This is a genomic window from Paraburkholderia sp. CNPSo 3274 (assembly GCF_024206475.1).
GTDB lineage: Bacteria > Pseudomonadota > Gammaproteobacteria > Burkholderiales > Burkholderiaceae > Paraburkholderia.
Genome location: NZ_JAMBPR010000065.1, coordinates 25,945 through 51,191, shown reverse-complemented (window position 1 = coordinate 51,191; position 25,247 = coordinate 25,945). Strand labels below are relative to the sequence as shown.

21 protein-coding genes and 1 pseudogene are annotated in these 25,247 nt (G+C 65.3%); 12 read left to right on the top strand and 10 right to left on the bottom strand.

Features of this window, described 5'->3' with window-relative positions; translation table 11 throughout:
- Positions 1-133: 133 nt before the first annotated feature.
- The 3 genes and pseudogenes from M3I54_RS33385 to M3I54_RS33375 all read right to left on the bottom strand — a co-directional run.
- Positions 134-256, bottom strand: a pseudogene (locus M3I54_RS33385) (GGDEF domain-containing protein); the annotation flags it as partial.
- A 534-nt stretch (positions 257-790) separates the two neighbouring features.
- The gene (locus M3I54_RS33380; RefSeq protein ID WP_254343528.1) at positions 791-2,095 is read right to left on the bottom strand and encodes an NAD(P)/FAD-dependent oxidoreductase; all 1,305 of its coding nucleotides are present in this window, start codon (positions 2,093-2,095) and stop codon (positions 791-793) included.
- Positions 2,096-2,463: 368 nt separating this feature from the next.
- The gene (locus M3I54_RS33375) at positions 2,464-3,573 is read right to left on the bottom strand and encodes a purine nucleoside permease (RefSeq protein WP_254343526.1); all 1,110 of its coding nucleotides are present in this window, start codon (positions 3,571-3,573) and stop codon (positions 2,464-2,466) included.
- A 261-nt stretch (positions 3,574-3,834) separates the two neighbouring features.
- On the opposite strand from M3I54_RS33375, the gene M3I54_RS33370 reads away from it, so the two are divergent.
- The 7 genes from M3I54_RS33370 (at position 3,835) to M3I54_RS33340 (ending at position 14,349) form a co-directional block, all read left to right on the top strand.
- Positions 3,835-5,760: a potassium transporter Kup gene (locus M3I54_RS33370; protein WP_254343524.1), complete on the top strand. Its 1,926-nt coding sequence runs from the start codon at positions 3,835-3,837 to the stop codon at positions 5,758-5,760.
- A gap of 150 nt (positions 5,761-5,910) precedes the next feature.
- A complete protein-coding gene (locus tag M3I54_RS33365; RefSeq protein ID WP_254343522.1) occupies positions 5,911-6,420 on the top strand; it encodes a DUF1269 domain-containing protein in 510 nt (169 codons plus the stop codon).
- Between the two features lie 401 nt (positions 6,421-6,821).
- Positions 6,822-7,412, top strand: a complete 591-nt coding sequence (locus M3I54_RS33360) for a DUF2760 domain-containing protein (RefSeq protein ID WP_201696473.1) — start codon at positions 6,822-6,824, stop codon at positions 7,410-7,412.
- Complete coding sequence (locus M3I54_RS33355) at positions 7,409-9,253, top strand: Hsp70 family protein (RefSeq protein ID WP_254343515.1); 1,845 nt, start codon at positions 7,409-7,411, stop codon at positions 9,251-9,253. Before M3I54_RS33360 ends, M3I54_RS33355 begins: the two co-directional genes overlap by 4 nt.
- A 5-nt stretch (positions 9,254-9,258) precedes the next feature.
- Positions 9,259-12,054, top strand: coding sequence for an Hsp70 family protein (locus M3I54_RS33350; protein WP_254343505.1), 2,796 nt, complete (start codon positions 9,259-9,261; stop codon positions 12,052-12,054).
- An 84-nt stretch (positions 12,055-12,138) separates the two neighbouring features.
- Positions 12,139-12,849, top strand: a complete 711-nt coding sequence (locus M3I54_RS33345) for a YceH family protein (RefSeq protein WP_254343503.1) — start codon at positions 12,139-12,141, stop codon at positions 12,847-12,849.
- A 24-nt stretch (positions 12,850-12,873) separates the two neighbouring features.
- On the top strand, positions 12,874-14,349 hold the full coding sequence (locus tag M3I54_RS33340) for a cytochrome P450 (protein WP_254343501.1): 1,476 nt from the start codon (positions 12,874-12,876) through the stop codon (positions 14,347-14,349).
- Between the two features lie 4 nt (positions 14,350-14,353).
- Here the strand turns inward: M3I54_RS33340 and M3I54_RS33335 are convergent, their stop codons facing one another.
- The 3 genes from M3I54_RS33335 to M3I54_RS33325 all read right to left on the bottom strand — a co-directional run bounded on the left by M3I54_RS33335 (position 14,354) and on the right by M3I54_RS33325 (position 16,926).
- The gene (locus M3I54_RS33335) at positions 14,354-15,208 is read right to left on the bottom strand and encodes an alpha/beta fold hydrolase (RefSeq protein ID WP_254343499.1); all 855 of its coding nucleotides are present in this window, start codon (positions 15,206-15,208) and stop codon (positions 14,354-14,356) included.
- Positions 15,209-15,441: 233 nt separating this feature from the next.
- Complete coding sequence (locus M3I54_RS33330; RefSeq protein WP_254343497.1) at positions 15,442-15,828, bottom strand: SgcJ/EcaC family oxidoreductase; 387 nt, start codon at positions 15,826-15,828, stop codon at positions 15,442-15,444.
- 54 nt (positions 15,829-15,882) lie between these two features.
- Complete coding sequence (locus tag M3I54_RS33325) at positions 15,883-16,926, bottom strand: D-cysteine desulfhydrase family protein (RefSeq protein WP_254343495.1); 1,044 nt, start codon at positions 16,924-16,926, stop codon at positions 15,883-15,885.
- A 221-nt stretch (positions 16,927-17,147) separates the two neighbouring features.
- Between M3I54_RS33325 and M3I54_RS33320 the strand changes: the two genes are divergently transcribed.
- The 3 genes from M3I54_RS33320 to ubiM all read left to right on the top strand — a co-directional run bounded on the left by M3I54_RS33320 (position 17,148) and on the right by ubiM (position 19,284).
- Positions 17,148-17,357 (top strand): hypothetical protein, encoded by a 210-nt coding sequence (locus M3I54_RS33320; protein WP_035514678.1) that lies wholly within the window; start codon positions 17,148-17,150, stop codon positions 17,355-17,357.
- Between the two features lie 275 nt (positions 17,358-17,632).
- Positions 17,633-18,064 (top strand): hemerythrin domain-containing protein, encoded by a 432-nt coding sequence (locus tag M3I54_RS33315; protein WP_302059247.1) that lies wholly within the window; start codon positions 17,633-17,635, stop codon positions 18,062-18,064.
- Entirely contained in the window at positions 17,974-19,284 is a 1,311-nt protein-coding gene (gene ubiM / locus M3I54_RS33310; RefSeq protein WP_375542259.1) for a 5-demethoxyubiquinol-8 5-hydroxylase UbiM, read from the top strand. Before M3I54_RS33315 ends, ubiM begins: the two co-directional genes overlap by 91 nt.
- Positions 19,285-19,286: 2 nt before the next feature.
- On the opposite strand, the gene M3I54_RS33305 is transcribed toward ubiM, so the two are convergent.
- The 3 genes from M3I54_RS33305 to M3I54_RS33295 all read right to left on the bottom strand — a co-directional run bounded on the left by M3I54_RS33305 (position 19,287) and on the right by M3I54_RS33295 (position 22,749).
- Complete coding sequence (locus tag M3I54_RS33305) at positions 19,287-20,534, bottom strand: glycosyltransferase (protein ID WP_254343534.1); 1,248 nt, start codon at positions 20,532-20,534, stop codon at positions 19,287-19,289.
- Positions 20,535-21,247: 713 nt separating this feature from the next.
- A complete protein-coding gene (locus M3I54_RS33300) occupies positions 21,248-21,847 on the bottom strand; it encodes an NADPH-dependent F420 reductase (protein ID WP_254343488.1) in 600 nt (199 codons plus the stop codon).
- A gap of 167 nt (positions 21,848-22,014) precedes the next feature.
- Positions 22,015-22,749: an SDR family NAD(P)-dependent oxidoreductase gene (locus tag M3I54_RS33295; protein WP_254343486.1), complete on the bottom strand. Its 735-nt coding sequence runs from the start codon at positions 22,747-22,749 to the stop codon at positions 22,015-22,017.
- A gap of 75 nt (positions 22,750-22,824) precedes the next feature.
- Between M3I54_RS33295 and M3I54_RS33290 the strand changes: the two genes are divergently transcribed.
- Positions 22,825-23,283 (top strand): TetR/AcrR family transcriptional regulator, encoded by a 459-nt coding sequence (locus tag M3I54_RS33290; protein WP_254343484.1) that lies wholly within the window; start codon positions 22,825-22,827, stop codon positions 23,281-23,283.
- 151 nt (positions 23,284-23,434) lie between these two features.
- Here the strand turns inward: M3I54_RS33290 and M3I54_RS33285 are convergent, their stop codons facing one another.
- Positions 23,435-24,070 (bottom strand): TetR/AcrR family transcriptional regulator, encoded by a 636-nt coding sequence (locus tag M3I54_RS33285; RefSeq protein WP_254343482.1) that lies wholly within the window; start codon positions 24,068-24,070, stop codon positions 23,435-23,437.
- A gap of 93 nt (positions 24,071-24,163) precedes the next feature.
- Between M3I54_RS33285 and M3I54_RS33280 the strand changes: the two genes are divergently transcribed.
- Positions 24,164-24,937, top strand: a complete 774-nt coding sequence (locus M3I54_RS33280; RefSeq protein ID WP_254343480.1) for an SDR family oxidoreductase — start codon at positions 24,164-24,166, stop codon at positions 24,935-24,937.
- The last annotated feature ends 310 nt before the right edge of the window (positions 24,938-25,247 follow it).

The window sequence follows — 25,247 nt, the reverse complement described above, 5'->3', positions numbered from 1 at the left end:
ATCGTTGCCATTGTGCCCCCTTACCCTTGACGCGATTGCGCCCGCGACCGGATAGGGCGGGCCTAAGTGGGCTAGCAAAAAGAATGCGCGCAGCTTACAAATTGCTGACTTGGACCTGATTTGGCATGCCGCGTTAAAGAAGCAGCATTTCGAGCCGGTTGCCGCCCAGCGATTTCGCGCTGTAGAGCGCGGCGTCGGCGGCGGCCAGCAGGTCGGAGAGCGTGGACGCTTCATACCCATGCTGTGCGAGGCCGATGCGGGAGCGCGGGTGAGGTGCTTTTAGGCACTCAGTAGTGCGATGGAATTTGTGGATTTTTTGTGATCAGGGCTCTTTGGCGTTTTCTTGTTTTCGCGTCGGTATGCAGGCGTTGCCCCTGTGCGGGGCGGCACCTCCTTTCTTTGCCGCGGCAAAGAAAGGAGGCAAAGAAAGCCGCTCAAACCGCCAGCGCCTGTCCCCTTGCACCACTCGCCGTCATGGGTAGTGGCTCCGGAACGTCTGTCGCCTCGCACCTTCCAGGTTAGTGACAAGGCGCTCATTCATCCCGCTGCTCGCTACGCGCGCTGCGGATGGGTCTGCAAGGGAAACCGTCGGAACTGCGTGAGCCGCTGGTTTTGGGTTATGCCCTTCGGCGCGCGGAGCGCCGCCGGAAGTGTTACCCATGTCCCCGCACACCTGTTACCCATGTCTCCGGTCCATACACCGCGGCAAAGAAAAGTAGGTGCCGCCCCGCACAGGGGCAACCCAGGCATACCGACACGAAAACAAGGAAAGGCCAAAACAACCGCAAGGCTAAGGAAAATCCTGCATAGCAAGCCAGTGCCGAATCATCCGCGCCTGATCCGCATCGAGCGACTTGAGCACCTGCTCAGCAGGCTCGCGCCGCAGCGCTTCAACCACAGGCGCGAGCGCAGCGTCGCACAGATGCCATATGCCGAGCGGCTGGTCCGGGCTCGCGACCACGTCCACTTCGGTAATCATGCCGCCATCGATCACGGGTGCGCGTCCCACGTTCAACTCGTTGAAATCGGCGCTCACGTGAGCGGGCCGGTCGTCGGGCCACGCGCCACGCGTTTGCCAGAAGGGTTGCGTGGTCCAGCGCTGCTCGAGCGCGTACACATCGCGCCCGGTGCGCGCGAAGCGCATGAACAACTGCTCGATGCGCTGCTGATGAAAGCGCAGCGCGAGCGGCGCACGCTCCGGCCGCGCGAGCAGCGTGTGGATCACCGCGGGCGCCTGCAATGCGGAGGTGAGCGACTGGAACACGCCATTGCCCGCGAGCGGATCGACGGCCATGGCGGCGTCGCCCACGCGCAGCCAGTTGTGGCCGCCGGTCCGGCCGCACAGCGTGGCGGTGCTGCTGCGCGCATAGAGACGCACATCGTTGGCGGCGTCGCCCGCGAAGAAGTCGCCGGCAAGCGGTGAGTGCCGCATGCGCTCGCAAAACGCGAGTAACTCATCGCGCTGCGGCAGTTCGGGGTTCGTGACGTCCAGCGTCAATTGCCAGTAGCAGCGGCCGTCGCCCAGACGCGCCATCCATGCCCAGCCGGCCGGCAGGCTTTCCACCGCAGTGGCCGCCGCGCCCGCGCGGCCCTTCCATACGTTCAGCAGGCTCACGGTTTGCGGGCCGCGCGTGGCGTCGCGCAACAGCGGCGCGAGGCGGCCGCGCGCTTCGACAAGAAAGTCCGCGCGTAACGTGAGCGGTCCTTCGGCGGTTTCGATCATGAGGTCGTGACCCGCGGAAGAGGACTGCAGCGAGCGCACGTTCGCCTCGATCATCTCCACGCCCGCGCTGCACAGGTCCTCGCGCAGGGCCGCATCGAACACGCGCCGGTCCACGAGGAATTCTGCGTCGAGCGTTTGCAGCGCGCCGTTCCAGAGCGTGGTGCGCACACACGGCCCTTCGCCGCAACTGGCTGCGCGATGCAGGCCCGCGCGGCGAAGCGCTTCGATCACGCGTGCCGTTAGGGCTTCGGCAGCATCGAAGCGGCGCCAGTCGCTTACCACCTGCACGCGATAACCGAGCCCAGCGAGCGCGCGTGCAACGGCTGCGCCCGCTGGCCCCGCGCCGAGCACGACGATGCTGGCGGCGTTCATGACGCGCACGCTCGCGAATGCACACATGCGAGCATGCTCGCGAACATGATGTCCGTGACGGCATGAAAGGGAGGGAAGTAACCGTGCATGCTGTCCCCCGTGGAATCATGGCGCATCGCTTCGCGACCCCGGCGCTGCGCTTGCAATGAGTGAGACCTAATCTGGCATAGATGCCGCGATAAAGCTATCCGGTCAAAGGAGGATTTCAGTAGCGGAAATCCCGCATTCCGATGCGCAATGCGTATGGACGATCGTGCGCTGTAATTGCTTTGCGAATTGGCGATGCGTGCCGGGTAGCGGTACGCATCGATCGTCTGTATTCCTCACAAGGATGCTTCGATGCAAAGCGGGGACAGGGCGTGATGTTGCTAACGAGGCGACGCTGCAGCCGAATTTTCAGGAATGCCATCTTGCCATTCGCTCCAATGCGCGACGATGGTCTGCACGAGCGGATGGCCCGCGCGATAGAGGTTTTCCAACGCAGGTGCGAAGCCGCCCTGGCTGGCATAGTTCAGCAGATTCGCCGCGTTCGATTCGCCCGCATACGGACGATCGAAGTCCGAGCCCGCGCGCAGCACGGCCACGCGATCGAGGTCCACGCGTTGCGCCCGCGCCGCGCGGCTGAGTGCTTCGAATGTGGCGTTGTCCTCCTGCTGCGTCATGCAGTACACGCCTTGTCCGCCGGTCAACTGACGCGTGAACTCGCTCGCCCTCGCGCCGAGCGCCTTGCCCGACCACCAGGTATCGTCGGCGACCGAATCGCAACGGATCACCGTGGGCGGCCGCCTGGCGGCAGCGTAAGCATATTTCGCGCGCGCGGCCTTGGCCTGTGCGCTATCGGCGAGCGCCACGTCGCGCGAGATCGCCCAGGCGGCTGAGGTGAGCCTCGGATTCAGGCGGAACACTTCGGTGCGGTAGTCGAGTGCTGGCTTATCGTCGGGGCTTTTCGTATTGATGCCGAGATAGCCGGTGTGCCAGCCGCGCGGGCGGCCATCGCCGTCGATTTCCCACTGCAGGCCGAAATCGACGAGCCAGTCCGACCAGGCCGCCGAGCCGATCGTGCCGTGCTCGGGGTTCACGCCCGCAATGCCCGCGATGAGAAAGTATGTCTTGCGCAGGTCGAACTGCGGCGCGAACGCGAGGGCCATGGTCGAGGCGGCGGCATTCGCGTGGCCCATGCCGGTCGTCATCACGCATACGTCGTCGGCATTGCATTTCACATCGGGGTAGTCGCTCGAGAGGCCCGCGATCGTCTCGGACTCCCAGGGACCGAGGCGATCGAGCCATGTCTTCGCTTCGGGCGCGAACATCGTCACGATCATGACTTTCACCGGACGTCCGTGTGCGGTTGCGCCGGCTTGCGCGAAGGCCGCGGGTTGAGCGCGAAGCGTCCCGGCGTCTTGTTGCGCTGAACGGGGCTGCGACGCGCAGGCAGCGAGCGCTAGCGCGGCGCAGAGGAACGTGAGGCGGGTTCGCATTGTGCAGGTCCTTTGGGTTGTACGCGTACCGGGCGGCCCGATTGATCGGGCGAATGTTCAGGAAAATACGCTCGACTATGACAGTTTTGCGAAAGCACGGCGCCTCGCGCAGCGCTGTTGCCGTTGCGTGCCACGCGAAGCGCATTTTTGCGCCAAGTTCCTATACTTCGACTAGCGCGCCCAACGGGGCAGCCTCGCCAATACGAAACGACAAGGCCGCGCGGCCCCCCGGCACGCATGCGGCAGCATCAGGAGGGAGACATGGGACAATCCGCATCCGCGGCGCCTGCGGACGGGCGCCTTGGCGACTCCGGCCCGCATCGCCCGGCGCTTCCCGCGCTCGCGCTGGCCGCGCTCGGCGTGGTCTACGGTGACATCGGCACGAGTCCGCTCTACACGCTCGCCACCGTGTTCGATCCCAGCAACGGCCTTGCGGTCAATGCTTTCAATATCGTAGGTATCGTCTCGCTGATCTTCTGGTCGCTCATGATCGTCGTCTCGCTCAAATACGTCGCGCTCATCCTGCGCGCGAACAATCACGGCGAGGGCGGCATCATGGCGCTGCTCGCGCTCGCGGCTTCCTCGGTTGCGTCGCGGCCGCATCTGCGTACCACGTTGCTCGTGATCGGCGTGATGGGCGCGGCGCTCTTCTTCGGCGACAGCGTGATCACGCCGGCCATCTCGGTGTTGAGCGCCGTGGAAGGCCTCGAAGTGGCCGAGCCCGCGCTCAAGACCTACGTGATTCCGGTGACGCTCACGGCGATCATCGTGCTGTTCCTGACGCAAAAGCATGGCACTGGGGGCATCGGCGCCGTGTTCGGGCCGGTGATGGTGCTGTGGTTCGTCGTGATCGGCGTGGCGGGCGTCGCCAACATTGCCTCCGCGCCGGCCGTGCTGTTCGCGCTCGATCCGCGTGAGGGCATCGCGTTTTGTCTGCATCACCGCTGGCTCGCCTTCGTCGCGCTGGGCGCGGTCGTGCTCTCGCTCACGGGCGCCGAAGCCCTCTATGCCGACATGGGTCACTTCGGCAAGCAGCCGATTCGCCTCACGTGGTTCGGCATTGTGTTTCCCGCGCTCGCGCTCAACTACCTCGGGCAGGGCGCGCTGCTGCTGACCAACCCCGGTGCGATGCAAAACCCGTTCTACCGGCTCTTCCCGCAATGGTCCATCGTGCCGATGATCGTGCTTGCGACCGTCGCCACCGTCATCGCCTCGCAGGCCGTGATTTCGGGCACCTATTCCATGGCGATGCAGGCCATGCAACTCTCCTTCCTGCCGCGCATGAATATCGTGCACACCTCGGAGCGCGAAATCGGGCAGATCTACGTGCCCGGCATCAACTGGATCCTGCTCGTCGCCGTAGTCGCGGCGGTGGTGGGCTTCCGTTCGTCGACGGCGCTCGGCTCCGCTTACGGCATCGCCGTGACCGGCACAATGCTCATCACGACGTTTCTCACGTTCTTCGTCGTGCGTTACGCGTGGCACTACAACTGGCTGCTGTGCGTGTTCGCCACGGCGTTCTTCTTCGTGATCGATGCCATGTTCTTCTCGGCCAACCTGCTCAAGATCGTGGACGGCGGCTGGTTCCCGCTCGTGATCGGCGGACTGATGTTCACGGTCATGGCGACCTGGGGACGGGGCTGGGAAATGATGGCGGCCGAGGCGCGCGTGCGCGCCGGCAAGAAGCCCCTCAAGCCCTATCTCGCGATGCTGCTCGAGAGCAACCCTGTGCGCGTGGGCGGCACGGCGATCTTCCTCACGCCGAACGCCGACGCCGTACCGCACGCGCTCGTCAACAATCTGCAGCACAACCGGGTGTTGCACGAACGCGTAGTATTCCTGAGCGTGAAGACGAAGGATGTGCCATGGGTGGCCGAGAGCGAGCGCGTGATGATCGAGCTGCTATGCCCGGGCTGCTACTGCGCCGTCGTCAATTACGGATTCAAGGACGAGGTGGACTTGCCATGCACGCTCGCCGCCTACAAGTCCGCGGAATTGACGTTCGATCTCGACGAGACGTCGTGGTTCCTCAGCCGCGCCGTGGTGGTGCCGACGCGCGGCCATGGCATGTCGCTCTGGCGTGAGCGCCTTTTCGCGGTGATGCTGCACAACGTCGGGAATATCGCCGCGTTCTTCAAGCTGCCAGCCAATCGTGTGATCGAGGTCGGTGCGCGCATCGAGATCTAGGTGTCTCGATGCGAGTGGGTTGTGGCGCAAACCCATGCGAGGCTGTCGCGCTGAAGGGAACTCAGGCGTAGGATGATCGGAATCGCATCGTAGTCATGTGGCGGCGAGCCGGTTGCAGGCGGGTCGCCGCATGACCGAAGGAGGGCCATCATGAGACGCCTCTATTTCCTCGCTCCCGACACCACCACGGCGCAGGCAATCGTGGATGATCTGCTGCGCGCGCGCATCACGTGGCGTCATATCCACGTGCTCGCCAATCACAGCGTGGGGCTCGAACGCTTGCCCGAGGCCTCGCTGCTGCAACGCAGCGACGTCGTGCATGCGCTGGAGCGCGGCGTGATGTTCGGCGCCGCGACCGGCGCAATCGTCGGACTCGTGGCGCTGATGTTTCCGCCTTCGAACTTCGACATCACGGGCGGGGTGGTCGTCGCGCTGACTCTCGCGGGCGCGATATTCGGCGCGTGGGCGGCCGGCATGATCGGCGTGGACGAACCGAACACGCGGCTTGCGCGCTTTAACGGGCCGATCGAGGAAGGCCAACTGCTGGTCATGGCCGACGTGCCCGGCTCGCGCGAAGCGGAGATCGAGGAGAGCATCACGCAGCATGTTCCGCGCGCCGACGTAGAAGGCGCGGAATCCACGACGCCCATCTTTCCCTGAAAGCACCGGGGCTTTAATGCGAATCATGGCGGCGGCGCAGGCACGGCCGTTTGCACACGCCGCCAGTCGCCCCCCGGTTGTGCCCCATTTATCAGCATTGACGCGCCTTTTAAGGGCCGCAGCGTTCAGCCACTGACCGCCGCGGTTCAGCCGCGCTGCCCGCGCGCATAGCCCGCCGCCAAAGCCCCGCGCCCGGCGCCGGGCACGCCATTCCCCCGCCAAATCCCGCATTTTGACCGGCTTGCGCCCGCGACAAGGCAAAATACGGGTTTTGAGCCCGCGCCGGGCTCGAGTTCCCCCTGCCGGCCGCCTCCTTCCAGGCATCGATCGGGCCTCGTTGCGAGCCCGGCAGGTCGGCTCGCCTTGCCTGCGAGCCCTCAAGCGATATTGGAGTCGTCTACATGCCCGAATCGAATCTGTCTTTCTTCGGCCGCCTTTCGGTCGCGCTGGGATCGTTCTTCGCGATCCTCGGCGATGGCGAGCTCGCCGCCAACGTGCGCCGTCTGCGTGAAGGCGGGCTTGCGCCCGCCGCCGCTGCGCCTGCGCCCGCCGCGGCTCCGGTCGCGAAGCCGGCACCCGCGCCCGCGCCTGCGCCGACCGTCATCAAGGAAGCTACGCCCGACGCCGCGCTCCAACTGCTCGGCCTGCTCCAGCGCAACGCGCGCTTCGTCGATTTCGTCGAGGAAGACATCGCCGGTTATGCCGATGCGGATATCGGCGCCGCCGCCCGCATCGTCCACGAAGGTTGTCGCGCCACGCTGCGCGACCACTTCGCGATCCGCCCGGTGCGCAGCGAATCCGAAGGCTCGCGCGTGACGCTGCCGGCCGGCTTCGACGCCGCCGCCGTGCGCCTCACCGGCAATGTGGTGGGCGAGGCGCCGTTCAGCGGCAGCCTCACGCATCGCGGCTGGCGCGTCGAGGAGGTCAAGCTGCCGCAACTCGTCAAGACGCACGACGCGCGCATCATCGCGCCGGCGGAGGTGGAGCTGTGAGCGATCCGCGATATTCGATTGGCGTCGACCTGGGCACGACGCATTGCGCGCTGTCCTACGTCGACCTCACCGCCAGCGATGGCGAAAAGACCCAGCAGAGCGTGCTGAACGTGACCCAGCTGACGGCGCCGGGCACGCTGGAATCGCCCGACCTGCTGCCTTCGTTTCTCTATTTGCCGCATGCGGGCGAGCTGACGCCGGGCGACCTCACGCTGCCGTGGACCACCACGCGCGAGTACGCCGTGGGCGAGCTTGCGCGCAGCCGTGGCGCAGGCACGCCGATCCGCCTCGTTTCGAGCGCGAAGAGCTGGTTGTGCCACCCCGGCGTGGATCGCCGCGCGGCCATTCTGCCCAACGACGCGCCGCCCGAAGTCACGCGCGTTTCGCCGCTCGAAAGCTCGGTGCGCTATCTCACGCACCTGCGCGAGGCCTGGGACCACGCGCACCCCGAGGCGCCGTTCGGCGAGCAGGAGATCACCGTCACGATTCCGGCCTCGTTCGACCCTGCCGCGCGCGAGCTGACGGCGGAAGCCGCGCAGGCGGCGGGCTACGCGAAGATGACGCTGCTGGAAGAGCCGCAAGCGGCCCTCTATAGCTGGATTCAGAAAAGCGGCGGCGCGTGGCGCAAGGACGTGAAGGTCGGCGACATCATCCTCGTGGTCGATGTGGGCGGCGGTACGACCGACCTTTCGCTGATCGCCGTGGTCGAGCGCGAAGGCAATCTCGAACTGCACCGCGTGGCCGTGGGCGAGCACATTCTGCTCGGCGGCGACAACATGGACCTGGCGCTCGCGCACGTGGTCGCGCGCAAGCTCGCGGCCCAGGGCACGCAGGCCGATCCGTGGCAACTGCGCGCGCTGACCTATGCATGCCGGTCGGCCAAGGAAACGCTGCTGAGCGACGCCTCGGTCGATACGGTGCCGATCGTCGTGCCGAGCCGCGGCTCGAAGCTGATCGGCGGTTCGATCCGCACGGAACTCACACGCGCCGAACTCACGCAGATCATTCTCGAAGGCTTCTTCCCGCAGGTGGACGCCGCCGCGCGCCCCGCCGTGCGCACGCGCGTGGGTCTCACGCAGCTTGGCCTGCCATACGCGCAGGACGCGGGCGTCACGCGCCATCTCGCGGCCTTCCTCGGCCGCCAGGTGCAGGCGCTCGCGGAACTCGAAGGCATTGGTGCGCCGCCCGAGGGCGCGACCTTCCTGCATCCCACAGCGGTCCTTTTCAACGGCGGCGTGTTCAAGTCGGCGCTGCTCTCGCAACGCGTGCTCGATATCCTCAACGGCTGGCTCGCGGCCGAGGGCGCTGCGCCCGCGCGTCTGCTCGGCGGCGCCGATCTCGATCTCGCGGTGGCGCGGGGCGCGGCCTACTACGGCTATGTGAAGCGCGGCAAGGGCGTGCGCATTCGCGGCGGCACGGCGCGCGCGTATTACGTGGCCGTCGAATCGGCCATGCCGGCGGTGCCGGGGCTCGAGCCGCCTGTCTCGGCGCTCTGCGTCGCGCCGTTCGGCATGGAAGAGGGCACGGAGGCGGCGCTGCCGCCGCAAGAGTTCGGCCTCGTGGTGGGCGAGCCGGTGCACTTCCGTTTCTTCGGTTCTTCGGTGCGGCGTCAGGATCAGGTCGGCACGATGCTCGACTACTGGTCGCCCGAAGAATTGCAGGAACTGGAGGAGATCCAGGCCACGCTGCCGACCGAAGGCCGCACGCCCGGCGAGGTCGTGCCCGTGAAGCTGCATGCGCGCGTGACGGAGGCGGGCACGCTGGAGCTCGAAGCCATGCCGAGCGGCACGAACGAGCGCTGGAAGGTCGAGTTCGACGTGCGTGGCGGAGCAGGCGCCTGAGCCCGATGAAGCCATACGTCGTCGGCATCGACCTGGGGACGAGCAATACCGTCGTGGCATATGTGGAGGCAGGCGGCGCCGCCATCCGCGTGTTCGACGTCGAGCAGCTCACTGGCCTCGGGGAGGTGGGCGCGGAAAAGATGCTGCCTTCCGCGTGTTATCACCCGGCGGCGGGCGAGCTTGCGGCGGGCGATTTGCGTTTGCCGTGGAGCGCGCCTTCCCCAGGCGCCGACGCCGTCATCGGCCGCCTCGCGCGCACGCTCGGCGCGCAGGTACCCGGCCGCCTCGTGGCGAGCGCGAAAAGCTGGCTCTCGCACGCGGCGGTGGACCGCCTCGCGCCGATCCTGCCGTGGGGCGCGCCCGACGACGTCGCCAAGGTTTCGCCGGTGGCCGCGAGCGCGAGCTATCTCGCGCACGTGCGCGCTGCGTGGAACCATCGTTTTCCGCATGCGCCGCTCGAGGATCAGGACGTGGTGCTCACCGTGCCCGCCTCGTTCGACGACGGCGCGCGCGCGCTCACGCTCGAAGCGGCGCGGCAGGCGTTGCTGCCCGCGCTGCGCCTGCTCGAAGAACCGCAGGCCGCGTTCTACGACTGGCTGTATCACCATCGCGCGACGCTCGACGTGCAACTTGGTGCGTCGCGCCTCGTGCTCGTGTGCGACGTCGGCGGCGGCACGACCGACCTCACGCTCATCAAGGTGCAGTTCGAGGGCGGCGAGCCGCAGCTCACGCGCATTGGCGTGGGCAATCATCTGATGCTGGGCGGCGACAACATGGATCTCGCGCTCGCGCATCTGGCCGAAAGCCGGCTCGCGAACGCGCAAACGCGGTTGAGCGCGGCGAGCCTTTCGCAGCTCGTGGAGCGCTGCCGCGTCGCGAAGGAGCAGTTGCTCGACGCCAGCGCGCCCGAGTCCGTGCCGATCACGCTGCTCGGCGCGGGCGCGCGTCTCGTGGGCGGCGCGCGCACCACGCAGCTCGGCCGCGAGGAAGTCGCGCAGATCGTGGTGGACGGCTTCTTCCCGATGGGCACTGCGGACGACCTGCCGCGCCGCTCGCGCGCGGCGATCGTCGAGTTCGGCTTGCCCTATGCCGCCGATCCCGCCATCACGCGCCATATCGCGGCGTTTTTGCAGCGCTTCGCCGCGCAATCGCGCGAGGCGCTGGGTTCTTCTGGCGCTGCCGGTGAACCGGCAACCGCGCTGCCTATGCCCGACGCGCTGCTGCTCAACGGCGGCGTGTTCCGCGCTCGCTCGCTCGCGCGGCGTCTGGCCGATACGCTCGGCACCTGGCGCGGCGAGCCGCTCAACGTGCTGCAGAACAATCAGCCCGACGTGGCCGTCGCGCGCGGCGCGGTCGCTTACGCGCTCGCGCGGGCGGGCAACGCGCCGCGTATCGGCGGCGGCTCGCCGCGCAGCTACTTTCTCGTGCTCGATGAAGGCGCCGGAGCCGATGCCGCTCCGCGCGGCGTGTGCGTCCTGCCGCGCGGCACGGAGGAAGGCCACGAGCTGCATCTGGACGACCGCACGTTCGCATTGCAACTCGGGCAGCCGGTGCAGTTCCACCTCGCATCGACAGTGGCCGACACCGCGTGGCAACCCGGCGAGTTGGCCGACCTCGCGGGGGGCGACTTCGTGCGCCTGCCGCCGCTCGCGACCGTGGTGCCCGCAGGCGGCGATGCAAAGACGGCGCGCGAGCGCCCCGTGAAGCTCACGACCGCGCTCACCGAAGTCGGCACGCTGGAGATGCACTGCATCGCCACCGACGACGCCTCGCAGCGCTGGCTGCTCGAATTCGCGCTGCGCCGCGCGGAGCACGAGGGCGGCGCAGGCGCGGCGAACGGCGAGGCACGCCACACTGGCCTCGACGAAGCCATCGATGCGATCGAACGCGTGTTCGGCGCTCGCTCCGTCAAGGTCGACGCGAAGGAAGTGAAGCGCTTGCGCGCGCATCTCGAAGAGCGGCTCGGGCCGCGCCAGAACTGGGACGGCGCGCTCCTGCGCGAGCTGTTCGGCGTGCTCTGGGAGCGCGCAGGCAAGCGCCGGCGCTCCGCCGATCACGAACGCCTGTGGCTGAACCTCGCCGGCTTCTGTCTGCGTCCGGGCTTCGGCTATCCGCTGGACGAATGGCGCGTCGAGCAACTCTGGTCGCTCTTCGACGACGGCATCCAGTTCGTGGGCGAAGGCCAGGTGTGGTCGGAGTGGTGGACGCTCTGGCGGCGCGCGGCTGGCGGCCTGAACGAGGCGCAGCAGCACGAGGTGCTGGAGGCGATGACGTACCTCGAAGAGGCGGCCGGCTCGAAGCGCCACAAGCTGCCCTTCGATCCCGCGAAGCTTGGCGCTGCGGACATGATCCGGCTCTATGCGTCGCTCGAACAGATTTCGGCCGGGCGCAAGATCGAGATCGGCGAGCGGCTGTTGCAGCGGCTTCAGAAGCCTTCCGAGAATCATCAGACGTGGTGGGCCGTGGGCCGTATCGGCGCGCGCCAGCCGTTCTACGGCAGCGCGCACGGCGTGGTGCCGCCGGAAACCGCCGCGCTTTGGCTCGACGCGATTCTCGCGCTCGACTGGAAAAAGATCGAACCGGCAATGTTCGCCGCCGCGCAAATCGCCCGCGTGACGGGCGACCGTTCGCGCGACCTGCCCCCCGAGTTGCGCGAGACCGTGGTGCGCCGTATGGAGTCGGCGAACGCGCCGCCTGCGTGGGTCACGATGGTGCGCGAAGTCGTCGCGCTCGATACGGCGGACACGGGCCGGGTGTTCGGCGAGGCGCTGCCGGCGGGGTTGAAACTGATCGCGGGCTGAGCGGCACGTGACTTCTGCGGGAAGCCCGGCGCGCGTATGATCGAACGCCTGATTCCAACTGAAATACAGCGGACTGATCTGCCCATGAATTCTCCTGCCGATGCTTCCTCGCCGCGCGCCTTGCGCGCGCTTTCGCCGATCGAGGCGCGTATCGTCGGCGTGCTGATCGAAAAGCAGCACACGGTGCCCGACACCTATCCGCTCTCGCTCAACGCGCTCACGCTCGGCTGCAACCAGAAGACCGCGCGCACCCCGGTCATGAACGTGAGTGAAGCGGAAGTCCTGGCCGCCATCGAAGACCTCAAGCTGCTGAGCCTCGTGTTCGAAGGCAGCAGCAGCCGCGTGCCGCGCTTCGAGCACAATTTGAACCGCGTGCTGGGCGTGCCGAGCCAGGCCGTGGCGCTCCTTACCGTGCTGCTGCTGCGCGGCGCGCAGACGGCGGCGGAATTGCGCCTGAACTCGTCGCGCCTGCACGGGTTCGCCGATGTCTCGTCGGTCGAAGGCTTCCTGGAAGAACTGGCCGAGCGCGAGCCGCCGCTCGTCGTGAAGCTGCCGCGCGCGCCGGGCGAGCGCGAAAGCCGCTGGATGCATTTGATGTGCGGTGAGGTCAACACGGAGAGTTTCGTTGCCGCGGGGACCCTCGCGCCCGGGGCTCGCGAGGAGGCCGGCGAGAGCGTCTCGCTCGCGGACTTCGAGGCGGTGCGCGCCGAGCAGCAGCGTCTCGCCGACGAAGTCGCGCGTTTGCAAACGCTCGTCGCGCGCATGGCCGCCGAACTGGGAATGTCGCTCGACTGAGCGTCGTCAGCCCGCCGTCGCGCCATGGACGACGCCGCATCCTCCGCCCAGCGCCTGCGCCAGGTGCGCGACCTGCCGTGCCCGCGCGGCTTGCCGCTCATCGGCAACCTCCATCAGCTCGATGCGCCCAGGCTGCACCGCGTGCTGGAGGCGTGGGCTGAAGAACTTGGCACGCCGTATCGTTTCCAGATCTGCGGCATGCCGGTCACGGTATGGAGCGACGCGGAGCTGAGCCAGAGCGTGATGCGCGAGCGTCCGCATCGCTACCGGCGTTACGCGTCGCTCGAACCCGTGCTCGCCGAAATCGGCTGCAACGGCGTGTTCTCGGCTGAAGGCGCGGCGTGGGAGCCACAGCGCCGGCTCGTCACGCAGGCGCTTTCCCTGCCGCACATCCGCGCGTTCTATCCCACGCTGCAAACGATCACGGCGCGTCTGCACGACCGCTGGCAACGTGCGGCCGAGCGTGGCGACGTGGTCGAGATGACCGACGACCTCAAGCGCTATACGGTGGATGTGACGAGCGCGCTCGCCTTCGGCGAGGACCCGCGCACCCTCGAACAGGAGCGCGGCGTCATTCAGGAGCATCTCGCGCAGATCTTCCCGACGCTCATGCATCGGGTGAACGCGCCATTCCCGTACTGGCGCTATGTGCGTTTGCCGCGCGACCGCCGCACGGACCGGGCGCTCGCCGAAGTGCATCGCACGATACGCGGCATGATGGCGCGCTCGCGCGAGCGCATGCGCGACGAGCCGTCCGATGCGCCGCGCCATCTGCTCGAAGCGATGCTCGCGCTGCGCGATGCGCCTGGCTCCGACGTGACCGACGACATCATCGCTGCCAACGTGCTCACGCTGCTGCTGGCGGGCGAGGACACCACGGCCAATGCGCTGGCGTGGTCGCTCTACTATCTATGCGCCGACGAACCGCTGCAGCAGCGCCTCGCCAGCGAAGCGCGCGCGGTGCTGGGCACACACGCGGTGTGTCCGGAGTACGGCCTCGTGAAGGACCTCGATCTGTTCGAAGCCGTGTGCAGCGAAACGCTGCGCTTGCGTCCGGTGGCCGCGATCATGGCCTTCGAGCCCGTAGAGTATGTGCAGGTGGGAGACGTCGCGTTGCCCGCCGGTTCGAAGATGTTCTTCCTCACGCGTGGGCCCATGCTCGACGCTCGCCACTACTCGCTGCCCGGGCGCTTCGATCCCGAGCGCTGGCTGCGTGGCCATGCGGATGCTGATGCGCGCGTGCACGATCCGCGCGCGTGGGTGCAGTTCGGCGCGGGGCCGCGCGTGTGTCCGGGGCGGCATCTGGCCGCCATGGAAATGCGCCTCGTGCTTTCCACGCTGATGAACCGGTTCACGGTGAAGCTGGCCGTCGATCCCGCGACGATCGAGGAAATCACGGCGTTCGCGATGGTGCCGAACCGCATGCCGGTGCGGCTGGAATTGCGGCCAACGGTTGCGTCGCCTCGACCCCAAACGAAGCATTCACCGGGCCGCGACTGACGTCTCAACCTTGCGTGATGAAGGTATGCACGTGGGTGTTGAAGAGGTCGGGGTGCGTGCCGTTCATGCCATGCGTCGCGCCCTTGATCGTGACGCGCCGCGCGAACTCGATCCACTCGTCCAGCGCTTCGACGTTGTTGCGGAACATGAGCGGGCTGCGCTGGCCATCGATCAGCAGCGTGCGGCACTTGATCTCGCCGGCGGCGCGCGGTGCATAAGGCGGCAGCGGGTCCTGCAACTGCTTGGGCAGCGTCGTGGCGTTGGAGATGGCCATCTGGCGAAACGCCGCGGAGCCTTTTTTCCAGGCGCCCGGTACGCTCACGGAGTCGACGAACAACTCGAGTCCCGCTTCGACTTCGCCGGCGTGGATGAGGTCGGCGGCGCGCGTGCGCAGCGCGTTGGTCGCGGGAGGCAGCGCGGCTTCGTCGTTGTCCACGCGAGAGAGCGGGCCGCCCGGGTCGGCCAGCACCAGCGTGCGCACGAGGCGCGGATAGCGGCGCGCGAGATGCCACGCCACGCAGCCGCCACGCGAATGGCCCACGAGGTGCACCGATTCGAGACCGAGCGCGGCGATGAAATCGGCCAGCTCGGTGACGTGGCTCTCCCAGCCGAAATCGCCCTGGATGCAGGCATCCGCCGCGGGCCAGTAGTGGCTCAGGCTCGGCGCGATGCAGCGGAAATGCTCCGCAAGGCCGTTGAGTTGCGGCATCCAGTAGCGGTAATCACAGAGCGATCCGTGAACGAACAGCAGCGGCTCGCCTTCGCCCCGCTCGAGGAACGGCAGGGCAATGCCCGAGTGCAGCGTGGCGTACGACAGGTCGGGCGCGGCGAGTAGGGAGGGATCGATGCGTTGGTTCAAGGAGTGGCTCCGAGCGTATGAGCGTCACTTTGCCGCAAGCGCACGATTAAGGGAAACTCAATAAACTGAAGGAATCGATAAGGTTTTCTGATTCAAAAAAGGGGCGTAACGCGGCGAGGCCTGTCGGGCGGGGTTGTTTCCTTTCAGTGGCGAAAGCAATCGGGCGCGCCGGGCTTGGTACGCGCGGCCGAATCGTGTTTTGCGGCGGCGAGGGCCGCGTTCGCGCGGCGGATTTATGGCTTCGGCGCCACGAGATTGGCGTCGCGCGCGAGCAGCCAGCGTCCGCTCGCATCCTTACGCACCAGCGTGAGCGTGTAGCCCGTACGCCGCATGGGCTGGGTCGCGCCCGGTGGCGTGATGGAGAGGTCGAGGCGATTGCGCAGAAAGGCCCAATCCCCCAGTACCTGAAGTTCCACGATCTCAGCCGTGCCCTCTATGCGCATGTCTTGCTGCGCTTGCGAAGCCGCGGCGAACTCGGCCTTGCCGAACGGCTCCTGGCCGGGCACCGTGAACACCACGTCGTCGCTCATCAGACTCAGCACTTTGGCTGTGTCGCCGGAGCGGCTGGCTTCCATCCACGTTTGCACCAGCTCGCGAATTGCGCGTTCGTCATCGGTCATCGTGGACTCCCTGGTCGTTCAGATCAACGATTCTGGAATGCGCCGCGCGGCGCCTCAAAACGCACTGCGATAAGCGAACAGGCCCGGCAAGCCGCCGGTCATGATGAAGAGGACATTCTCGCCGCGCGCAAGGCGTCCTGAACGCACGGCTTGCACGAGACCGGCGAATGCCTTGCCGCCGTACACGGGGTCGACCAGCAGGCCTTCTTTCGAAGCGACGAGCCGCACGGCCTCGCGCATCGTGTCGGTTGGAATGCCGTAGCCGTCGCCCAGTTGTGTTTCGTCGATCACGATCGACCGGCCCTCGATGCGCCGCGCCGGATCGATCAGTTCAAGCGTCTTCGCGGCCTTTTCGAGCGTTGCGGCATGCGCCTGCTCAGCCTTCGCCAGGACGGTGAACGCAAGCACGAGGCTCGGGTCGATGCCCAGCGCCGCAAAGCCGGCGGCGAGCCCCGCGTGCATCCCGCTGCTGCCGTTGGGTACGACGATGCGCGCAAAGCTCAATCCCTGTGCATGGGCCTGCGTCATGATTTCGGCGGCGCACGCCGCGTAGCCCAGACACCCCACCGGGCTCGACCCGCCCAGCGGGCACACATAGACCTTGCGGCCCTGGGCGCGCAGCTCGTCGGCGCGCTCCTGTGCGAACTCCAGTGCATTGGCCGTGCCGGGCAGGTCATGCACGCGTGCGCCGAGCAGGTCGTCGAGCAGGATGTTGCCGTTCTCCAGATACTCGAAGTCGTCGCGCGGCACGGCGCGCGTGAGCACGAGTTCGCACTGTAGTCCCACTTGCGCTGCCGCAGCCGCCGTCAAGCGCGCATGGTTCGACTGGCGGGCGCCCACGGTGATGATGGTGTCCGCGCCCGCAGCCAGCGCTTCGCCCACCAGGAACTCGAGCTTGCGCAGCTTGTTGCCGCCGCCGCCGAGGCCGGACAGATCGTCGCGCTTGACATAGACATTCACGCCCCCAAGTTCCTGGCTTAGCCGCGGCAATGCCTGGATCGGCGTGGGTCCTTCCAGCAGTGCGCGGCGAGCATGCCGCGAAAGATCAAGCTGATACGGGGACGCGGAATGCGCCGCGCCATTCGTTACGGTAGTCATCGGGCTCTCGCTGTCTCGCAGTTTGGGATGGGAGCGTTGCTGGCTGCATTCGCGCTTGCCAGGCGTCGAATCATAACCAGGGTAATGCGCGAATGATGCGCAACGCCTCAGGGTTCTCACGTCCACGTAATTCCGTATTGCGTCGCAGCAAGGGGTTTTTTAGACTGATTCCTATCCAGGCAATCGTCCGAGACGATATTCCCACCACGGGGAGGCATCACATGAATATTTTTCAATCGCCGAGCCAACCATCGAGTCCTAGGCTGCACGTATTCGAACAGGAAGGCGGCTGGCACTGGGGTATCACCATAGAGCGTTCGGCAGGCGGCGGGTTCAAGGTCATCGCGTACAGCGAGAAGACGTTCCGCGCCGAAAACGAAGCACAATCCGACGGCGACCGCGCCCTCGTCAATCTCGCCGAACTGGTTTGAGCCGCGCGCCGCGCGGCTTCGTGTTTTCGCGTCTGCAGCACCTTTCCTCGCATCCTTCCACGTCTGCGGCCCGCGCTCCCCGCGCTGCGCCGGAATCGACGTTTCCTTTCGTCTGATCGCTTCGCCCGCATGCGGGCAGGCCGCGTCCATCGACCTCAGTGACCGATCGTGCGACGTTTGCTAAAAATCAGCGCGCAAACCGATGTGCCCCGTTATCGTGAAAAATTGCCCGAGAGGGCTTTTCAGACCGTTCCTGGACGCCGTCACTTTCCTTCATGACCTCACCCGCGCCGCGCCCCTCGCCAACACTTGCGCCCGATCTCCAACTGGGCGAACCCATGACCGATACGATGCATGCCGGGTTCGTTGCGCTGCTCGACGTGCTCGCGCGCGCGAGCGACGAAACATGGGTCGGTGCGTTCGACGCGTGGGCGGCGCATACGAAGCAGCATTTCGCGCAGGAAGAAGCGTGGATGGAGGAAATGAACTTCGGTCCGCGCCATTGCCATGCGAGCCAGCATCGGCACGTCCTGAACGTGGTCGGCGAGGTGCGCAGGCAGGTTGCCGACGAGGGGCGCTTCGACACGGGGCGGCAACTGGTGGCCGAACTGCGCGAATGGTTCGCCTGGCACGTGAAGTCGATGGACGCGCTCATGGTCGAAGCCTTGCGCGAACGCGGCATCGCGCAGGTCGATCAGGTTGTCTGAGTCATATTCAAATCGTTCGATTCATGCAAGCAGATATCGTAATCGTGGGCGCCGGGCCGGTGGGGCTATGTCTCGCGCGTTCGCTCAGTGGTGTTGGCCTCAAGATCGTCATGGTCGAGCAGCAGCGCTTGGCTGACATCAGCGAGCCGCAGTTCGACGGGCGCGAGATCGCGCTGACCCAGAAGTCGGTGCGTTCGATGCGCAAGTTCGGGCTTTGGGATCTCATCGACCCGCACGCGCGTGCCCCGCTTTGCAGCGCCAAGGTGTTCAATGGTTCTTCACCGGGGGCGCTCGAGATCGGGCACGAACTGAGCGGTCACGCGGAGCTGGGCTGGCTGGTCTCCAATCACCTGATTCGCAAGGCTGCCTACGAGGCGCTGCGGCAAAGCACGGCTGAGCATGGCGATGTGACGCTGCTTGCGGCGCAAAAGGTCAGCAGCGTGAAAGCCGGCGAAGCGCTGGCGAGCGTGTCATTGGAGAGCGGCGAGACGCTCTCGGCGAAGTTGATCGTCGCGGCGGACAGCCGCTTCTCGACTACGCGCAAGATGATGGGCATTGCCGCCAACATGCACGATTTCGGCAAGGCGATGCTGGTTTGCCGCATGACGCATGAAGCGCCTCACGAGCACGCCGCGTGGGAGTGGTTCGGCTATGGTCAAACGCTCGCGTTGCTCCCCATGAACGCGGAGCGCTCGACGAACGCGCATCAGTCGTCGGTCGTGCTCACACTGCCCGTGGGCCAGGTCAACGAGATCGCCGCGCTGGAGCCCGACGAATTCGCGAGGCGTATCGAGGATCGTTTCATGCACAGGCTAGGCGCGATGAAGCTGGCGAGCACCCGGCATGTCTATCCGCTCGTTGCCGTTTATCCGGAGCGCTTCGTCGGGACACGTTTCGCGGCCGTGGGCGACGCCGCGGTCGGCATGCATCCGGTAACCGCGCATGGATTTAATTTTGGGCTGCTCGGCGTGGAAACCTTAGGTAACCGAATTATCGATGCACAAAATAGCGGCTTCGATATCGGAGCCCTCTCGGTCTTGCAACGCTATGAAACGCAGCACCGCCGCGCGACCAGGCCGCTCTATCTCGCGACCCGGTTCATCACCGACGTCTATACGAACAACACCGCGCCCGCGAAACTGGCGCGCGACTTCATGCTGCGCGCGGCTTCGAAACTGATGCCGTTCAGGAAGGCCATTGCGGCTTCACTGACCGGCTAACTTCAGGCTCCCTCGCGCACATCGACCGCCACGATGCGCTCGAGGGCGGCCACCGCGTTCGCCACGCCGTTTTCCGCACGCATCGTTTCGCCTAGTGCGCGGGCGCGGTTTCGCACCGTTTCGCTGGCGGCAAAGTCGAGTGCGCTCGCGAACGCTCGGGCGTTGGGCTTGCGCCCGTCCACGGCCGCCGGCGCGACACCCGCCCGGCGCAGGCGCTCCGCCCAGAAGAACTGGTCGCCCGCGAACGGCGTCACAATGGAAGGCACTCCTGCGCGTGTTGCGGAGTGCGAAGTACCGGAGCCGCCGTGATGAACGACGGCGGCGGTGCGCGGGAGCAGCCAGTCGTGCGGCGTGTCGCCGACGACGAAAAAGTTTTCAGGAAGCGCGTTCGGATCGATGCCGCTCCAGCCTGGGTAGAAGAGTGCGCGCCGGCCCTGCATGGCCTCGATCAGGGCATTCAGCAGCCGCGAATTGTCGAAGCCCGTCATGCTGCCAAAGCCGATGTAGACGGGCGCGTCTCCGGCAGCGAGAAAACGCGCCAGCGCGGCCGGTGGCGTCCATGCCGGGCTCGGCGCCAGCCACTGTCCGCATAGATGAGCGTTGACGGGCCAGTCGGCGGGGGTGGCCAGCAGGCTTGGCGAGACACCATAAACCATCGGGTGGTCTTTCCAAACCGCCTTGCGCGGCGGCAGGCCGAACATCGCGCGCGCGGCATTGGTCTTGTCGCGGAACCCCTTCCAGAGCATGCCGTTCACAAGGCTGTGGCTGGCGCGATTCAGCACGCGCGGTACCCAGTTGGGCGGCAAAAACGGCGAGGGGAAGGCCGCCGTCGGCGTCAGCGGGATCATGCCCGAGCCTATGCCTTTCGCGCCCAGATACTCCGCCGCGGAAAGCCCCACGAACGCGGCCAGCCCGGCGACCAGAATCGCATCGCAACCCTCGCCCTCCTCGACGATGGTGCGCATCCACGACTGCGCGTTTTCGTTGGCGATCTTCGCGAGCGCGCGTGCGGTCTCGTTGAAGCCGCCGCCTTTCGCGACGACGCCAGCGATAGCGTGGTCCGGGCGAAGCATGCCGCGAATGTCGCCGGCCAGCGCCGTGGCCGGCACGCCGAGTGCGTGGGCGCTGCCAAGCGTGGTGGCGTCGGCGAGCAGGCGCGCTTCGTGCCCGGCGTCCATCAGGTCACGGCACAGCGCGGCGAACGGGCGCGCATCGCCCTCGGTGCCGTAGGTCGCGATGAGTAGCTTCATGGGGCATTTCTCCTCGATTTCGGCACGGCCGTCCGGGGTGCTTTCCGGGCCGCCAGTTGTACCCAGACCAAAAGCGTCTTTTTCAGTGGTGGTCGATCTGCCGAAGAGTAATGTAAAAGTGTATGCAGCAGACGGGTAAACGTTGAATCTCCATATCGCGGCGGCGAACGAATCCAAGGTGGCTCGGCGGGGGGCCAACGGTACGACGCAGATTGTCATGTTGGCTCCTTTTTGGCGAAGAGGCTGCGCCGCACGCATGCATCAGTAGTCACGCCGGGGCGTGCCGCCGGTCCCGTCACCTCTCCTGGTCCCGTCGCAGCCTACTGGGCTTGCGCCGCGCGGCGCTGCCTGCGATACATGGCGTCGGCCTGTGCTGCTCGGTTGCTGCGCGGCTTCGGGAACTTGTTCCTAATCTTTTGAACCTTTTTATCTGATACGACTTTGCGCGCCGTTTATGGCGCTCCACAGGAATGCTCGCGGGATCGACCATAAAACAGGCCTACGTGAAGGCAACGTTCGTTCTTGTGTGCGGATTCAACCGGTCGATGCAACACTTCTGCTGCTCACGCAGCTTCGATTGTGTTGCATCGACCGGTTGAATCCGCAACCCTGAGCCGTCATTCGAGTCAGCATGCCGACAACGACCGCCTTCCATCTCCGAACGGACATCGGTCCGCATCACGTGGCCGTTGTGACTTTGCCGTGATGTGCCGTTATTTGAACTTGACGAGATCCTTGAAGATCAGTTCAGCCCAGGTATTCCCCTTGGCCTGGACCAGCAAGCCGCCATCCTTCAGCGGTCCTAGCGCAACCGGCGCGAAACCGAGTTGTCCGGCCAACGCCGCGACCGGCGCCACCGCAGCTTCGTCATCGCTCGACAGAAACACGACGCGGCTGCCGCCATTCACGTTCGGATCAGCGGCCAGAACGGCAGCGGGCAGATGATTGAAGCCCTTGACGAACCTCGCGCCGGTAAACGCTTTGGCGACCACGGCGGACGACGGCAGACCATCCAGGTCTGCAACGGGAACACCGTAAGCATTGGTCGCATCGATGATCGTCTTGCCCTTCCAGGTTGCGATCTGCTTCGCGACTTCGCGATGTTCCCAGAACGGAATCGCCAGGAAGATCGTGTCGGACGCGATTGCCTCCTGCCGCGTCCTGGGGACAACGCAGGGGCCGATCGCTCGTGCCTGCTGCATCAACGTCTCGGGAGGGCGCCGGCTGGCGACGGTCACATCGATGTTCTTTCGTGCAAACGCCCGGGCGAGCGCCTGACCTACCGCGCCAAAGCCAATGATCGAATAGCTCATGCGAACTCTCCATTCAAGGGGGATCAGCCGCGGACCCATGTCACGACACCCGCTGGGCAATCACCGAAATCAATTCCGTCAATTGATAAGGAATCCATATTGACAGGCGGATATCGAATCATCTCCGTCAAGCTGAAAGGCCCCGCTACGCGCTTTTCTGCGTGATTTCAGATGGCCGAGAAACCGCCGTCGACCGACAACTCCACCCCATTCACGAAGCTCGAATCGTCTGAAGCAAGAAACAGCGCGGCCGTCGCAATTTCCTCAGGACGCCCCATCTTTCCCCGCGGGATCAGGGATTCGAACATCTGCTTCGCCTGCTCGTCGAGAACCTGGTCCTGCATCGGTGTGGCGATCGGCCCCGGGCTCAGCACGTTCACCCGGATATTCCTGCCCTTCAGTTCGTTGAGCCAGGTGCGTGCGAATGAGCGCAACGCTGCCTTGCTCGCCGCGTAGACGCCGTAACCAGGAAAACCTTTCACCGAAGCAACTGACCCGGTCATGAAGATCGATCCGCCGTCGTTGAACAGCGGCAACGCCTTCTGAACCGTAAACAGCGTGCCGCGCGCATTCAGGCTGAAGGTTGCATCGAAGTGCTGCTCGGTAATCTCGCCCAGTGGGACGGATTCGCCAATGCCAGCGCTCGCGTACAGGATGTCGATCTTGCCCTTTTCGCGTTTGACCGTATCGAACAGGCGGTCGAGGTCGTCGAGACTGGCGGCGTCGCCGCGCACGCCGGTCACGTTCCGGCCAATCAGCTCGACGGCCTGGTCGAGCACCTCCTGCCTCCGGCCCGTGATGAAAACGTACGCGCCTTCTTCAACGAACCGCTTCGCGCTCGCCAGCGCCATGCCGCTCGATCCACCCGTGACGACCGCAACCTTACCCTCAAGCTTTCCCATGACATCATCTCCTTTCGTGGTGTCGGACAACGGAACTGTTCCCATTCGCACAAATCCGCTGTATCTTGTGGATCAGTGATCCAGATCCTGATTGTCAATATATGGATCACTGACCAGTTCGAAGCGTTGCTGTGTACGAATCTGGACGCACTGGCGCAGAAGGCACGCGAACTCGAAACGTCGGATGCGCCGGGCGAAGCGCTCGTGTCCTGGTTTCGGGGAGGAGTGGCATTCGTCCACAGCTATAGCGGCGTTGTGGCCTTGATGGCGAGTGCCCACTCGGACCCGGAGTCCGCGCTCTATGCTTCATGCGCAACGGTGCACTCGGCGGGAGAGGGATTACTGCTCCGTGCTCAGGCCGAGGGAACGGCGCGCGCCGATATGGATGGGGTCGACCTGTTCGCCCTGATGTCGGCGCTCGGCTGGCTGGTCGACCAGCCCTCATTCGCGCCGCGGGCCGATCATCTTTTTGACATTATCGCGAGCGCCATCCTGACAAATCGGTCGAGCGACGATGTCAAGGAAGCCACGTAGCGGCGTGCGGCTCGTCGTGTCGGTGGTTTTGAGCGACTGTTGACGAAGGCGAAGAGACATTGAAGCGGCTGAGCTGTCGTACTACCCAGCGACCGCACATGGCCGAACCCCAGTGGTACAGCCGTGTCGTGTTTGCTGAAAACCAATGCACTCACAGAACCGGGTTCTGCCGATGAGCGTGCGGCCACGGCCATGCCGACAGCGCAATATCAGCCAGCCGCTTTAATTTTGCCCCGCATGCCCCGTCACAGGCTTGCGCCGACATGCCTTGCACAACCGCCCCGTAAAAGCGGGCAAGCGCTTCGGTGTCGGTCTCGCTGGCAAGCTCACCCTCGGCTAAGGCACGGTCGAAGCGTGCCTTGATGGCCTCTAACCCAAGCTCCCGCCACGCGGCGACCGTCTGGGCGGCAGACTCGCTCTTTTCGCCATGTTGAAGAACAGCGGTCGAAATCATGCAGCCGCGCGGCCTTCCCGGGTCGGTAAAGCGTGCCGCGGCGTCGTGCAAGTAAAACGCTATCGCATCGTAGGCCGGCATCTTTCCTTGCAGCGCTTCCAGCCACTGCTTGTTCTCACGCTCGTTGATATGGTCGAGTGCCTGTCTGTAAAGGTCATCCTTCGAGCCGAACGTTGCGTAGAGGGATGGCGGCGGGATACCCATGGCCTCGGTCAGGTCGGCTATCGAGGTTCCCTCGTATCCATGCTCCCAGAACAGCCGCGCGGCGACATCGAGCCCGACATCGCGGTCCAGCAACCTTGGTCTGCCACGTTTTCGGGCGGGTTCGGTCATTTTATATCGATTACTATAAAAATCATTGACAGGGTGGTTTCCAGCGTTATTATTATAGCGGTCACTATTCAATTCGGCCGACAGGAGCGATTGATGTCAGGAAAACTTTCAAGCAAGGCGGCCCTCATAACGGGAAGCTCTCGTGGTATCGGCCGTGCTGTGGCACTGGCCTTCGCGAGACAAGGAGCCGCGCTCATCGGCGTGCACTACGCCAGCAACGCGGACGCTGCTCACGCCACCATCCGCGAGATCGAGGCCCTCGGATCAAAAGCCGTTGCCATCAAAGCGGACTTGAGTCGCGGGAAGGAAGCAACGGACAGTATCTGGGAGCAATTCAGGGCAGCTGCGATTGCCGCCACGGGAGAGCCTCGGCTCGACATTCTAGTCAACAATGCCGGCGTGGCACCGGCGATTCCTCTGTCTCAGACCAGTGAGTCCGTCTTCGACGAGGTCCTGACGGTGAACTTCAAGGCACCGTTCTTTCTGATCCAGGCTGTTGCCGACCACATCCGCGACGATGGACGAATTATCAACGTTTCGACGGGCTTTACACGCGTCGCCGCTCCAACGCATCCTGCCTACGCCGCGTCGAAGGGTGCCCTTGAAACCCTCACACTGGCGCTTGCCCCTGAGTTCGGTCCTCGCGGCATCACGGTAAATACGGTCATGCCAGGTGTGACGGAAACTGACATGAATGCGGCGTGGATAACCGTACCGGAGGCGCGTGCCGGCGCGGAGGCCATGTCGGTATTCTCGCGAGTGGGTCAACCTGCCGACGTGGCTGACGTCATCACCTTCCTGGCCTCGAATGAGGCACGCTGGACTACGGGACAGGTGATCGACGCGACGGGCGGCACCCGGCTCTAACCATTTCGCCCGTTAAATAGTAAAGGTCACGCCAGCGTATAAAGGTCGATGGACGAATACGCTATGCACTTCTGAACGAGAGGAATGGCGTGAGTCGCTCGCATCTTCAAGCCGCAACCATGGACAAAGCATTCTCGCGGTGTGCATGGCCGATGCGAGCCCACTTTCGTCACCAGGCCATCGACTCGTCACCTTAAGGGCAAACGGCCGCGTCAAGTGTGGTTGCGCGGTGGCGATCGCGTGATTCCGTGATGGTAACCGCGCGGAATGCGGGCATTGGCTTCATGCTCGCCACTGCCCGCTGCTGGCC